Consider the following 12,795-nt stretch of genomic DNA (forward strand, 5'->3'; position numbering starts at 1 on the left):
GCTTGCCCGCGCAGGCCACACTACCTATCGTTTGATTCAATCAACTTCAGGGGGAGCATTTTCGGCATGAATACGGCAAGCAGCAAGATTCCAGTCGGTCGAGGCAGCGCACTGGTCCGGGCCATTATCATGGCCGCGGTTCTCGTAGCTATACTGTCGGGTCTGGGATGGATATCGGCCAACATACTTCAGCCCAACCTCCCCAATATGGCGGTTGCGGGGCTGAGGGCGGTGCTGACCAGCCTGCTCGTAATGGGCATCGTATGGCTCATGCACCGGCACCTCCAGAGACGGTCATGGAGTGAGCTGGGCTTCGTCCGCACCTCCTCTGCCATCATTACTTTTCTTTTTGGCGCGGCGTTCTGGATAGTGCTGGCGACAGGCGGAATAATGGCCGGCGTATATCTGGGATATATTGAGCTTGCCATCAGCCCGTTTTCTCTGACCGCACTGGGCATAGTTGCGTTCCACATACTTGTGGTTTTCTTCTACGAGGCACTCCCTGAAGAGACAGTGATCCGTGGATACATAATGAATCAGCTGGATGATGCTGCGGGCCGGTTCGTGGCAGTCATCGGCCAGGCAATACTCTTCATGCTGTTCGGTTTCGGGGTGGTAGCGCTCAGCGGACTGATGGGCTTGCCCACTGGGTGGGAGATAGGCGCTGATCGCGTCATCCTGTTCCTGAGCTTCGGGATCACCCTGGCACTTCTGCGAATTTGGACAGGCTCGTTGTGGACCGCGATGGGGTTTCACACCGCGTTCCAGACCACAATCCAGCTGATGGGCCAGAACCGCTTTATTTCGGTCAATCCAGCCGATGCGGCCAGTTTCAACGAGATCGCGATCTTCAGCTGGATGAGCGCTATAGCTCTAGGCGGGGTCATCGCGCTGATTGCGGTTCTGCTAAAACGGCGCCGGCCTGTCAGAGCGGCTTAAGCCGCCTGCCCCGCCAGCCTCGCCAGCGCCTTTTCCCGCCCGATCAGCATCAGCACCACGTCCATCTCCGGGCCGTGGTTCTGCCCCGTGAGCGCCTGACGCAGCGGCATGAACAGCTCGCGCCCCTTGCGCCCGGTCTCAGCCTTGATGGCGCTGGTCCAGACGCCCCAGCTTTCGCGGGTCAGCTCGCCATCGGGAAGCAGTGACGCTGCCTTCGCGGCATAGTCCGCATCCTCGATCACCGGCGTGACCGGGCCTTCAACCAGCTGCCACCAGTCCGCGGCGTCTTTGAGCCGGTTGAGATTGGGGCGCACGGCATTCCAGAACGCCTCACCAGCCGTGATGCCGAGGGCTTCCAGCCGGTCCCTGACCGCGAGAAAGCCTGTCTCATGGAGGAGTTTGGCGTTCAGCCGCTCCATCTCGGCAAAGTCAAAGCGCGCAGGCGTGCGCGAGACTTTCGAGAAATCGAGCTCTGATACCAGCGAGGCAAGATCGCTGCGCGCCTCGATGGCGTCAGACGTGCCGAGCTTGGCCAGCAGGGAGAGAATGGCCATCGGCTCGATGCCCTCCTCCTCGCGCAGCGCCTTCACCGACAGCCCGCCAATACGCTTGGAAAGCTTCTCGCCATCCGAGCCGACCAGCAGCGGGAAGTGCGCCAGCGCAGGCGAAGAACCCTTGCCGCCCAGCGCCTCGAAAATCTCGATCTGCGCAGCGGAGTTGGTCACATGGTCCTCGCCGCGGATCACGTGCGTGATGCCCGCGTCCAGATCGTCGACGACGCTGGGGAGCGTGTAGAGATAGCTGCCATCCTCGCGGATCAGGATGGGGTCAGAGACAGAGCTGGTGTCGATATGGCTGGGGCCGCGCACCAGATCATTCCACTCAATGCGCCCGCCCGACAGCTTGAAACGCCAGTGCGGCTTGCGGCCCTCTGCTTCGTATTTCGCCTTGTCGGCATCGGTGAGGCTCAGCGCGGCTCGGTCATAGACGGGCGGCTTGCCTTGCGCGCGTTGCAGCTTGCGTTTGCGGTCCAGCTCCTCTTCTGTCTCGTAGCACGGATAGAGAAAGCCGGTTTCGACCAGCTTTGCGCGCGCCGCCTCATAAAGATCAAAGCGCGCCGACTGGTTGAAACGCTCATCAAAATTCAGCCCCAGCCAGTGGAGGTCTTCCACGATCTGGTCCTCGAACAGCTTGGTGGAGCGTTCCAGATCCGTGTCATCGATACGCAGCACGAACACACCGCCCTCGCGGCGCGCAAACAGCCAGTTCATCAGGGCAATGCGCACATTGCCGACATGAATGAGGCCGGTCGGGCTCGGCGCGAAGCGGACTTTGACGGACATGAAACTGTTTCCAACACGGTGAGAGCAGCAGATGAAGGCGGCTGGCTTTGCCATGCCCGCCCGCAGCCGTCAAATGCGGCCTGCTTACTTTCATCCCCGTTTGCGGACCTGCTTTTCCCTCGTCCTTCGAGACGTTCGCTAACGCTCACCCTCAGGATGAGGGGAAAAGCATGAGAAACCCTCATCCTGAGGAGCCACGCAGTGGCGTCTCGAAGGACGAGGGTTTGAACCGCCTACATCCGGCTGAGGCTGCCCGCTGCGGCGTCGATGGCAAGGGCCGTCTCCAGAGCCAGCACGCCCGCGCGCGCGTCCGCCGCCGGGCTGACATGGGCAGGGTCGAGCACGCGCGATACGAAGTTCTGTACGCTGGCGCCCAGCGAATCCTTCGCCATGGGCGCATCGGCAAAATCGGGATCGAGCGCCAGCCCGGCTCCGTTCTCGAAGCGCTTGCGGATGAAATCAACGTCAAGCACCGCCCCGCCTTCAAAGCCTATGGTCATCACCCGGTCGCGCTCAGGCGCAACGCGGCTGGACTCCAGCTCCGCCACCAGCCCTCCGGGGAAGGTCAGGCGCGTCACGATATGATCGGCCAGCCCGCCGCGTTCGGCGCGCATTTCAGCCTCGACCTTCGAGGGCGCACTGCCCGCCAGCGCCAGAACCAGATCGATATCGTGGATCATCAGATCCAGCGTCACCGACACATCCAGATTGCGCGGCGATGGCGTACCCATGCGCCGCGCCGACAGCGTGTCTGCGCGCGGAATATCGCCAAACAGCCCCATGGCGGCAAAGACGAAGCGCTCCTGATGGCCAACCTGCAGGACGCGGCCATATCTCTGCGCGAGATCCAGTAGCTCGCGCCCCTCTTCCACGGTGGCGCAGATCGGCTTTTCCACCAGCACATGACGGCCTGCCGCCAGCGCGCGGTGGGCCGCGTCATGGTGGAAAAGCGCCGGACTGGCGACCGTAATGATATCGGCCTCCTCGATCATCGCATTGAGCGAAGTGAAGGCGATGGCCCCGTACTGGCGTGCAATCGCGCGTGCGCGGTCACGCACCGGATCGAACACGCCGATAAACTCCGTGCGATCATCACCGGCATATTTGCCCGCGTGATACCCGCCGAAAACACCCGCGCCGACGACCCCGGCGCGCAAGGGTTGGATAGACTGTGTCATGGGGCGGGAGATTGCACGTTGCGCAGCAGCACTCAAAGGGAGAATGCACCGGCTGGCCCTTCTGCAGGCTTGCGGGCGGTCCGTTAAGGCTTAAGGATGGAGGCCAGTATCGATCTCAAAGCCATCACAGGTGCACCGCCATGAAATCTCGTGAAATCCATCTCGTCCGTCACTTCACCGGCGAGGTGAAGCCCGAATACTTCACGTTGGCGGAAGCCGAGCTGCCAGAACCGGCCGAGGGCGAGGTGCTGGTGGCCAATGAATGGCTGTCTGTCGACCCTTACATGCGTCCGCGCATGGCGGGGCTGAAAACCTATATCGACCCCTTCATGCCCGGTAAGCCCATGGAGGGCGGCGCGGTCGGCAAGGTCATCAAGTCACGCTCCGATACCCTGAAAGAGGGCGACTATGTGATGAGCATGCTGGGCTGGCGTGAAGCCTATGTCGCGCCCGCCAAGGGCCTGACGAAGGTGGACGCCAATCTGCTGCCCGCCCACGCCTATCTGGGCATTGCGGGCCTGACCGGCCTGACCGCCTATGCCGGCCTGAAGCGCGTCATCGGCCTGAAAGAGGGCGAGACGCTGTGGATGAGCGCAGGCGCGGGCGCGGTCGGCTCTGCCGGTATCCAGTTTGCCAAGGCGATGGGCGCGCGCGTGATCGCGACCGCCGGAGGCAAGGCCAAGACCGATTTCTGTCTGGAGATCGGGGCCGATGCCGCGATCGACTACAAGGCCGTGCCCGACCTTCGCAAAGCCATCAAGGATGCGGCACCCGAAGGCATTGATGCCTATTTTGAAAATGTCGGCGGCGATCATCTCGTAGCCGCTCTCGATGTGCTCAAGCAGTTCGGGCGCATCGCCGCGTGCGGCATGATCTCGCGTTATAATGACGAGGCCCCCTCGCCCGGCCCGCACAACATGACCAATATCGTGACGAAATCCCTGATGATACGCGGCTTCATCGTCATCGAGCATTTCGACATGCAGGACGAGTTCATCAAGGACCTCTCCAGCTGGATGATGAGCGGCAAGGTGAAGAGTCGCGAGACCATCTATGAGGGCATCGAGAAAATGCCGGAGGCGTTCACCGGCCTCTTTAGCGGTGCCAATCTTGGCAAAATGCTGGTGAAGGTGTGAGCAAGGCCGATCTTCGCGCCATCAACGCCGTCAGCGAGGGCAAGCTACCCGGCCTGGTCGGCCTCGTCATCACCAATGGCGATCCGGCGCAGGTGGAAGGCTATATGGATGTGCGCGAGGATTTGCTGGCGCCCAATGGCTTCCTGCACGCTGCCAGCATCATGGCGTTGCTGGATTCCCTTTGCGGTTATGGCGCGATGGCCAACCTGCCTGAGGGGGCGATCAGCTTCACCACAGTGGAGCTGAAATCGAACTTCATGGGAACGGCCCGCGATGGCCGGGTGCGGGGCGAGGCAAAGCCGGTGCATCTCGGCCGGACAACGCAGGTCTGGGATGCCACCGCCCGGCGTGAAAGCGACGGCAAGGTGCTCGCCCTCTTCCGCTGCACGCAGATGGTGCTTTACGCGCGGTGAGCCGGTTCGCGCCGCTGGCGCAATAGCCGTCCCAGAACGAAACCGCCCACCACCGCGCCCGTCAGGGCCGACAGGGTGGGGCTGGAGAACAGGGCTTCAAACCCCGCATAGCTCAAAACAGCCACGCTGACCGCCAGGCCGGTCGCGGCGACAATGTTCAGGAATGAGGCGCGTTTGGGTTCCATGCTTTCCGTAACGCAAACACCGGGCCAGATTTCAAGCTTTTGTTTACCATATGGATCGGATCAATGGCAGATGTCTGCGTAAAACCTGCCGACTCCCCTGTATTTCCTTGCTATGCCTTATGAGAATCGCGATTGATTCATCCGTCCAATGAACGGCCAACCCTGCCGCTTGCGGCTGGCGAGGCGTCAAACAACCGGGGGGAACCCTCATGAACAAAGCAGAACTCGCCAAAGCCATCTCCGACAAAGCTGGCATAACCCGCGCCCAGGCCGGCGACGCCATCGACACATTTGTCGATTCCATCGTCGCCTCGGCCAAGAAAGGCGACACGGTTCAGCTCGCCGGTTTCGGCACTTTCCACGCCAAGCACCGCGAAGCGCGTGAAGTCCGCAATCCGCGTACGGGCGAAAAAATGACCTCCAAGGCCAAGACCTCGCTGGCGTTCCGCCCGGCGTCTGCCCTGAAGGACATCTAAGGGAATTCTTGTGTCCCGCCCTATATCGGACGGAACGCAACCCCTTCATGAAAACGCCGCCGGGCAACCGGCGGCGTTTTTGTTTGCGCGCTTCGCCGCCGGCTGTCCTTCACCCGGAGGCGCAAGCGCAAGCCCTGAAGACGAAAAAGGCCCCGTCCTGACCGAACGGGGCCTTCATGCACGTCTTGAAAAGCCAGCCTAGAACGGCGCGCTCAGCATCACATAGCCATAGACCGGGTCAGAGCTGGCAGCAGCACCGGGAGCGGTGCGGGCAAACTCACCGCGGAACAGCACCATCGTACCGGCTTCGATCTGCAACCGGTCAGGCTTCAGCCAATAGGTGCCGCGCACTTCAGCCAGCGTACCGATACGGCTGCCGGACTGGCCGACCGTATCGCGCAGGCCCGCCACACGCCAGCGGTCCGTGTCCGAGGCCAGACGCGATTCCTGTACCTGGACCACAATCGCCGCCGGACCTTCACGCAGATCAAGGCGCGGGCCGAACGCGATCAGGTTTTCGCGGAAATGGGTGAAGGACAGCCCCGTCGTGCCGAAATCGCCCCGGCGGCCGCCAAACATCGGGTTGAACCGGTTCCAGCGCGCATCTGCCGGATTGTCATCGCCAGTGGCGTAGACGAGCTGCGCGGACAGGCGCGGGCTCCAGGCCGCATCGAAGGTGTAGCCGGCGGCGGCGTGGGCCGACCAGGCGCGCACATCCAGCGTATTGCCGCCCACAGGCTGGTCGCCCGTCTGGCCCATGATCTCCAGATCGAAATCATACTGACCAGCCGCGCGCGGACGGGTCAGGCGCAGGCCCGGCGTGAGCAGATCCGCGCCATTCTCCTCGTTCAGGCCGAACAGATAGGCTTCAAGGCGCAGATTGTTTGGAAGCCCCGTGCGGGTGAGATGCACGCCCCAGAAGCGCGTGCCCCATTCAGCTTCGTCAATCTGGGCTGTGTTGTTTTCCAGCGCATTGCGGTCACCGGGGCGGATACGCACCGGCGCGGTGTAGAACACGTCGGCTGCCCAGTTTTCCGCCGGAGAGAAGCGTGCGCGCACGCCTTCAAAATTGTTCGGCGAGTTGCGGAAGCCCTGCTCGGTCGCCAGACGGCCCGAACCGGCATTCATCACGAAACGGCCGGCCTGGATCGTGCCGCCCTCCACGGGAATGCGCACATACGCCTGTAAAAGCTCGGCAGCGTTCACCGAACCGTTGGGGATGACCGAACCGCTATCGGTCAGCCAGGCGCGCGCGTCGAGGAATTCACCGCCGAAGACGACGCGCCCCGCATCATACTCACCGTGAATGCGCACGCGGCTGGAGAGCATCTGGTCAGAGCCCTCACTGCCCGCACGGAAAAGATCGCTCAGCGATTCATAGCGGATGCGGGCAGAGCCCTTGAGCGTGAAGGGCGAAACGCCTTCATCAGAGGCCGCGGCCACGGCCGGAGCGGATACAGTCATCATCAGGCCGGAAAGGCCGGCAACAAGAAAACGTTTCATGGAACACCCGGAAGAGAGGAACAAATCGGGTGCCAATACACGCCAGAAAGTTGACTTTACGCTTAACCATGTTGCGCAAGGCGCGAACAGACGGCGCTAGAACCGCGTGGAGACCGCCAGATAACCGTAAACCGGATTGGCGGCATCCGGAGCGCCGGGCGCCTCGCGCGCGAACCGGCCCTTTAGAAGCGTCGCGGCGCCAAACTCGATATCGAGCCTGCGCTCAGGCAGGGCGCGCCAGCGCACGCGTGCATCCACCACCTGCCCCACATGACGGCCAGAGGCACCTGTTTCATCGCGTAGACGCCCGCGCACCCACTGGTCGGTTGCCGAAGCCAGACGCACATCCTGCACCAGCAGATGGGCCCTCACCGGCCCCTCACGTACCTGCAGGCGCGCGCCGGTGATAATCATGTTCTGGCGCGATAGCGGGCCGAAAATGCCGGTATGGCCGAAATCGCTGCCCCGCCCGCCAAACAGCGGATTGAACCGGTTCCACTCCCCGTCCCCCGCCACATCATCGCCGCTGGCCCAGGCCGTCTGCACGGAGAGGCGCGGCGCCCAGCGTGTATCGAAGGTGTAGCCGGCTGCAATATGGGTACTCGCCGCGCGCACATCCTCGCGCACGCCGCCAGTAACGGCATGACCCGTCTGGCCGATCAGCTCTGCCTCGAAATCGGCCCGGCCCGGCGCCGCTTCACGCCACAGCCTTGCGCCCGGCGTGTAAAGCCGCGTGCCATCGGCCCGGTCCAGCACAAAGAGATAGGCTTGCGCATTGAGGTTCTCAGCCAAGCCGGTGCGGGTGAGATGCGCGCCCATGAAGCGCGTGTCCCAGTCGGCGCGGTCAAACCCTTGGGCATTGCGGCGCAGACTCGCCTGATCGGACGGGCGGCGCTCCACCGGCGCGGTGACAAAGCCCAGAAACTGCCAGTTCTCACCCGGAGAAACGTGCAGCTGCACGCCTTCAAAATTGTCCGGCACGTTGGAAAACGAGCTGGCATCGGCAAGCCGCTTCGACCCTATCGGCATGATGAAGCGCCCGGCGCGCACGCTCACCCGCTCGCCCAGCGGAAGATCAAGATAAGCCTGGTAGATATCGAGCGCGTTGACGGCGCTGGTGGCGACAATCGAGCCATCATCAGCCAACGCGCCGCGCGCATCGATCAGCTCCACCACGCCCGTTGCCTGCCCCATCCGGGCATCGGCGCGCAAGAATATCTGGCTGGACAGGAACTGGTCAGAGCCCTCCAGCCCGGCCCGGAAGGGCGCGCTGACCGTCTCGTAGCGCACCCGGACAGAGCCGGAGAAATTCACCTCGAAATCTGGTGCTTGAGCCTGCGGAGCCGATGCGTCCTCCGCCAGCGCCATGGCCTGGCCGGCAGCAATCACAAACGCGCCCGCCAGGGCGGTGAGCCATCGTCCCGGTCTGGTCTGCATGTCGCCTGTCCCGCTGCCAGACGGCCCGCGCTGTTACAAAAACATCGCAAAACCGTCACAAACGGAACCCGCACTAACGCAATCACAGACAGGGTCAAGCCCGGTGGTCAGAACACGGAAGGTTGACCCGCAGCGGCCAGGGGCAGACTGCGGGCGGTAGAAAACGTTGGCGTAAAAGGCGCGGGCCGGCTCAGTGCAGGCCGAGGAAAGTAAAGGCCGGGGCCGGTTCAAACTGTCCGGACACCTCGCCCGAGAAGGTACGGGCCTGATCGGGGCCCAGCATCAGGGCTCTCGCCCCGCTCCCTTCGGCGAAATCTATCCGCTTGAGATCTACCCAGAACACGTTCGGCGACAGGGCGGATTCAAAATAATAGAGCTGGTCCTTGTGATCGACGAGCGTGCGCCAGCGCGTGGACGAGATATTGGGCTGGTCCTCGGTTGTGATCCCGTAGGGAACCGACACATTGCGGATCACGCCAAACATGCTGGCCGTCGCATCGCGCCGGTCCTCAGTCTGCGGAATCGCGTTCACGTAGAAGCTGGCGCGGGCGAACCTGTCAGCGGTCCGGTTCGTCCCCGGCAGCATGACCGTACCGCCAATCTCGCTCCAGTACTCGGCCAGCGCCAATTGCCGGTCGAAGGTTGGCGAGTTGGTCATCACCTGATAGTCGCGGCTATGATGAATAATGAGCTCGCCGCCGACATACTCGAAAATCGCGCTATCGCCTGTGGCATCCGACATTGAAAGATGAAGCGTCGCCAGCCGGTCTTCGCCCGGCATGGCATCACTGACCACCACATATTCCCCGCGCCGCGCGTCCTCGACGGCCTCGGCCACGGTGGCAAAATTGTCGAGCATGTATTGCGCCCACAACGAGATCGCGAGACCGGGCGCGCCGGTGCCATCCCACTGCGCATATTCCGATTCAACAAGCCAGAGCAGGTTGGCCGACAGACCGGCCTCGTTAAGGCCATCCGCGCTGGCAATGTCGTAGGCAGTCGCAACGACGCTGCCATAGCGCGCGGTCCATTGCAGGGAGTTGTCGCCGGTCTCGCCATTGCGCTCCACACCGCGCGGCAGGATCCAGAGATTGCTGCCAATATCGGTGCGCCAGTCCATGGAGCGGGCCGTGATGATGCGCCCTTCAGGCCCCAGATAGACCACGCGGGTGCACGCTTCGGCCGCCGCCACACCAAAAGCCAGCATGGCCGCGCCGGCCAGTGCCTTGAGTTTCAGTTTCATGTCTTGACCCTCCGCCCCGACAGACGACCCTAAACCTAAGAGTCAAACTAGTGCTGTGGCAGGCCAAGGCAACGTGAATTCAGGGTTTGGTTACCAGAAACCGAACCTCACCAACCCCGCCTCTATTCCGCAGCCTCTCGCATCACCGCAGCGGGCTTTAGCGCATCGGCAATCTGGAACGCCATTTCAAGGGCTTGATCGGCATTCAGACGCGGATCGCAATGGGTGTGGTAGCGGCTGGAAAGGTCAGCTTCGGACAGATGCCCTGCCCCGCCCACGCACTCGGTCACGTCCTGTCCGGTCATCTCGAAATGCACGCCGCCGGGCTCCGCACCCTCGCTGCGCACCACCTCGATAAAGCTCTTGAGCTCGGAGAGGATGTGGTCGAACGCCCTTGTTTTATAACCGTTTCCTGCCTTGATCGTATTACCGTGCATCGGGTCGCAAGACCAGACAACATTGCGCCCCTCGGCCACGACCTTGCGCACCAGGGGCGGCAGGCCCTTCTCGACCTTGCCAGCGCCCATGCGGGCATAGAGCACAAGGCGGCCTGCCTCGTTACGTGGGTTAAGAATGTCAATAAGTTCAATGAGTTCGTCCGGATCGAGCGTCGGGCCGCATTTGAGCCCGATCGGGTTTTCAACCCCGCGGCAATACTCGATATGCGCCCCGTCCGGCTGGCGGGTTCTATCCCCGATCCAGATCAGGTGGGCAGACGTGCCATACCAGCGCCCGGACTGCGTCTCCATCCGGGTCATCGCCTCCTCGAACGGCAGGTGCAGCGCTTCGTGAGACGTATAAAAATCAACACCTTCCAGCGAGGGCGCAGCATCGGCTGTCACCCCGCAAGCGCGCATGAAGGACAGCGCCTCGGTGATGCGGTCGGCGTATTCCTGATAGCGCTCGCCGGCCGGACTATCCGACAGGAAGTCCAGCGTCCACTGGTGCACATTGTGCAGATCGGCATAGCCGCCAGAGGCCAGGGCGCGCAGGAGATTGAGCGTCGAAGCCGACTGGTCATAGGCGCGCACCAGCCGCGCCGGATCAGGCACGCGCCCCTCCGGTGTGAACGCCATATCATTAATGGAATCACCGCGATAGGACGGCAACTCAATGCCGTCTATCACCTCGGTATCGCTGGAGCGCGGCTTGGAGAACTGGCCGGCTATCCGCCCGACTTTGACCACCGGTTTTGCAGCTGCGAAGGTCATCACCACCGCCATCTGCAAAAGCACGCGGAATGTATCGCGCACATTTCCGGCGGAGAACTCCTTGAAACTTTCCGCGCAATCCCCGCCCTGCAGCAGGAATGCCTGGCCCGAGGCGACATTGGCCAGCTGGCGGCGCAAGCGGCGTATCTCGCCGGCAAACACCAGCGGGGGACGGCGCGACAGCTCCGCCTCGACCGCTGCCAGCGCGGCCGCGTCAGGATAGTTCGGCAGCTGCAGAGCGGTCTTCGATCTCCAGCTTGACGGGTTCCATCCACTCATGGCGCTACACTTTCAGTTCGGGCGGGGTCCATTTTTCCCGCATGGTTACAAGCTCTTCGGCGACGGTTGGATGCACCGCGCAGGTGGCATCAAACTGCGCCTTGGTCAGCCCGGCCTTTACGGCAATGCCGACAGCCTGGATGATCTCGGGCGCATCATCGCCTACAATATGCACGCCGAGAACCCTCTCCGTACCGCGCTGCACAATGATCTTCATCAGCATGCGCTCCGGGTTCGGCCCCAGCATGCCCTTCATTGGCCGGAAAACGCTTTTATAAACATCGACATCGCCAAATTCGGCGCGGGCCTCAGCCTCGCTCAAACCCACCGTGCCGACGGGCGGCTGGGTGAAGACGGCGCTGGCGATATTGGCGTGGTCATAGGCGGTTGGATTGTCACCAAAAGCGGTCTCGGCAAAGCAGATCGCCTCGCGGATGGCCACCGGCGTCAAATTCACCCGGTCGGTCACATCGCCCACCGCATAGATGTGAGGCACGTTGGTGCGCGAGTACTCATCCACTTTCACCACGCCGCGCGCGCCGGTCTCTACGCCGGCCTTCTCCAGGCCCAGCCCCTTGGTGTGCGGATCACGGCCAATCGCGAAAACCACCTCATCTACAACGACTTGGTCGCCATTCTTCAGATGTGCCGTCCTGGTACCATCGCCATTATCGGCAATCTTTTCAAACACGGTGTGGGTGATGACGCGCACGCCGGCGGCTTTCAGCCCCTCATGGACGAACTCGCGCACATCGTTGTCAAACCCGCGAAGCACCGTATCGCCGCGATAGACCAGCGTCACCTCAACGCCCATCCCGGCGAAGACTTGCGCAAACTCGCACGCGATATAGCCGCCGCCCGCGATCAGCATGGATTTGGGCAGGCGTTTCAGGTGGAAGAGCTCATCGGAGGTGATAGCGACCTCAGCCCCCTCCAGCCCCTCATGCACATTGGGTCTTCCCCCAGTTGCGATGAGGATAGTTTTTGCGCTTATCCGCCGTCCGGAGGGTTGGAGCTCCAGGGTGTGGTCATCGATGAATTCGGCGCGCTCGGAGATCAGTTCCACGCCCGCATTGGCCAAATTCTTCGCATAAATGCCGGATAGTCTGTCCACCTCCGCATTCATCGCGTCGCGGAATTTCGGCCAGTCAAATTGCGGGCGTTCAACGCTCCAGCCATACCCCTTCGCCAGCTCGAATTGCTTTTTGAAGCCAGAGGCATAGACCATGAACTTCTTCGGCACGCAGCCGCGTATCACGCAGGTGCCGCCGGGCCGGTGTTCCTCGGCGACGGCCACTTTATGCCCCTTCATGGCCACCAGGCGCGAGGCTCTTACCCCGCCTGAACCGGCCCCGATGGTGAAGAGATCATAGTCGAAATCGGCCATGGGTATGAATGCCCCGTTTTATAGGTTCGAAAGCCCCGAAAGTGGGTACGCGCACCCCCGATTTA

12 protein-coding genes are annotated in these 12,795 nt (G+C 62.3%); 4 read left to right on the plus strand and 8 right to left on the minus strand.

All coding sequences use genetic code 11. The features are described 5' to 3' along the window. Positions 1 to 66: 66 nt before the first annotated feature. On the plus strand, positions 67 to 939 hold the full coding sequence (locus AB6B38_RS04795; protein ID WP_371394635.1) for a lysostaphin resistance A-like protein: 873 nt from the start codon (positions 67 to 69) through the stop codon (positions 937 to 939). Here the strand turns inward: AB6B38_RS04795 and gltX are convergent. Together gltX and AB6B38_RS04805 are read right to left on the minus strand one after the other, a co-directional pair. Beyond that, a complete protein-coding gene (gene gltX / locus AB6B38_RS04800; protein ID WP_371394636.1) occupies positions 936 to 2,282 on the minus strand; it encodes a glutamate--tRNA ligase in 1,347 nt (448 codons plus the stop codon). The genes AB6B38_RS04795 and gltX overlap by 4 nt on opposite strands. A gap of 233 nt (positions 2,283 to 2,515) precedes the next feature. Further along, on the minus strand, positions 2,516 to 3,460 hold the full coding sequence (locus tag AB6B38_RS04805) for a Gfo/Idh/MocA family protein (RefSeq protein WP_371394637.1): 945 nt from the start codon (positions 3,458 to 3,460) through the stop codon (positions 2,516 to 2,518). Positions 3,461 to 3,600: 140 nt separating this feature from the next. Between AB6B38_RS04805 and AB6B38_RS04810 the strand changes: the two genes are divergently transcribed. After that, positions 3,601 to 4,596, plus strand: a complete 996-nt coding sequence (locus AB6B38_RS04810; RefSeq protein ID WP_371394638.1) for an NADP-dependent oxidoreductase — start codon at positions 3,601 to 3,603, stop codon at positions 4,594 to 4,596. Next, a complete protein-coding gene (locus AB6B38_RS04815) occupies positions 4,593 to 5,009 on the plus strand; it encodes a PaaI family thioesterase (RefSeq protein ID WP_371394639.1) in 417 nt (138 codons plus the stop codon). Before AB6B38_RS04810 ends, AB6B38_RS04815 begins: the two co-directional genes overlap by 4 nt. Here the strand turns inward: AB6B38_RS04815 and AB6B38_RS04820 are convergent. Then, complete coding sequence (locus tag AB6B38_RS04820; RefSeq protein ID WP_371394640.1) at positions 4,997 to 5,194, minus strand: hypothetical protein; 198 nt, start codon at positions 5,192 to 5,194, stop codon at positions 4,997 to 4,999. The genes AB6B38_RS04815 and AB6B38_RS04820 overlap by 13 nt on opposite strands. Before the next feature lie 209 nt (positions 5,195 to 5,403). Here AB6B38_RS04820 and AB6B38_RS04825 point away from each other — a divergent pair, with 209 nt between their 5' ends. Beyond that, positions 5,404 to 5,670, plus strand: coding sequence for an HU family DNA-binding protein (locus AB6B38_RS04825; RefSeq protein WP_371394641.1), 267 nt, complete (start codon positions 5,404 to 5,406; stop codon positions 5,668 to 5,670). Positions 5,671 to 5,868: 198 nt separating this feature from the next. On the opposite strand, the gene AB6B38_RS04830 is transcribed toward AB6B38_RS04825, so the two are convergent. From AB6B38_RS04830 to gor, 5 genes are all read right to left on the minus strand, one after another. Further along, a complete protein-coding gene (locus AB6B38_RS04830; protein WP_371394642.1) occupies positions 5,869 to 7,173 on the minus strand; it encodes an alginate export family protein in 1,305 nt (434 codons plus the stop codon). A 96-nt stretch (positions 7,174 to 7,269) separates the two neighbouring features. Further along, the gene (locus AB6B38_RS04835; RefSeq protein WP_371394643.1) at positions 7,270 to 8,610 is read right to left on the minus strand and encodes an alginate export family protein; all 1,341 of its coding nucleotides are present in this window, start codon (positions 8,608 to 8,610) and stop codon (positions 7,270 to 7,272) included. Positions 8,611 to 8,800: 190 nt separating this feature from the next. After that, entirely contained in the window at positions 8,801 to 9,817 is a 1,017-nt protein-coding gene (locus tag AB6B38_RS04840) for a linear amide C-N hydrolase (RefSeq protein ID WP_371395072.1), read from the minus strand. A gap of 158 nt (positions 9,818 to 9,975) precedes the next feature. After that, entirely contained in the window at positions 9,976 to 11,343 is a 1,368-nt protein-coding gene (locus AB6B38_RS04845) for a class II 3-deoxy-7-phosphoheptulonate synthase (protein ID WP_371394644.1), read from the minus strand. Positions 11,344 to 11,347: 4 nt separating this feature from the next. Then, on the minus strand, positions 11,348 to 12,730 hold the full coding sequence (gene gor, locus AB6B38_RS04850; protein ID WP_371394645.1) for a glutathione-disulfide reductase: 1,383 nt from the start codon (positions 12,728 to 12,730) through the stop codon (positions 11,348 to 11,350). Positions 12,731 to 12,795: the final 65 nt, after the last annotated feature.

This window comes from Glycocaulis abyssi (genome assembly GCF_041429775.1).
In the GTDB taxonomy this organism is placed as follows: Bacteria; Pseudomonadota; Alphaproteobacteria; order Caulobacterales; family Maricaulaceae; genus Glycocaulis; species Glycocaulis abyssi.

What these genes read in the sequence shown, in the direction of transcription:
- gor (WP_371394645.1), bottom strand. Translation starts at nt 12,730, where the DNA reads ATGGCCGATTTCGACTATGATCTCTTCACCATCGGGGCCGGTTCAGGC.
- AB6B38_RS04805 (WP_371394637.1), bottom strand. Translation starts at nt 3,460, where the DNA reads ATGACACAGTCTATCCAACCCTTGCGCGCCGGGGTCGTCGGCGCGGGT.
- AB6B38_RS04830 (WP_371394642.1), bottom strand. Translation starts at nt 7,173, where the DNA reads ATGAAACGTTTTCTTGTTGCCGGCCTTTCCGGCCTGATGATGACTGTA.
- AB6B38_RS04845 (WP_371394644.1), bottom strand. Translation starts at nt 11,343, where the DNA reads ATGAGTGGATGGAACCCGTCAAGCTGGAGATCGAAGACCGCTCTGCAG.
- AB6B38_RS04795 (WP_371394635.1), top strand. Translation starts at nt 67, where the DNA reads ATGAATACGGCAAGCAGCAAGATTCCAGTCGGTCGAGGCAGCGCACTG.
- AB6B38_RS04820 (WP_371394640.1), bottom strand. Translation starts at nt 5,194, where the DNA reads ATGGAACCCAAACGCGCCTCATTCCTGAACATTGTCGCCGCGACCGGC.
- AB6B38_RS04810 (WP_371394638.1), top strand. Translation starts at nt 3,601, where the DNA reads ATGAAATCTCGTGAAATCCATCTCGTCCGTCACTTCACCGGCGAGGTG.
- AB6B38_RS04825 (WP_371394641.1), top strand. Translation starts at nt 5,404, where the DNA reads ATGAACAAAGCAGAACTCGCCAAAGCCATCTCCGACAAAGCTGGCATA.
- AB6B38_RS04835 (WP_371394643.1), bottom strand. Translation starts at nt 8,610, where the DNA reads ATGCAGACCAGACCGGGACGATGGCTCACCGCCCTGGCGGGCGCGTTT.
- AB6B38_RS04840 (WP_371395072.1), bottom strand. Translation starts at nt 9,817, where the DNA reads ATGCTGGCTTTTGGTGTGGCGGCGGCCGAAGCGTGCACCCGCGTGGTC.
- gltX (WP_371394636.1), bottom strand. Translation starts at nt 2,282, where the DNA reads ATGTCCGTCAAAGTCCGCTTCGCGCCGAGCCCGACCGGCCTCATTCAT.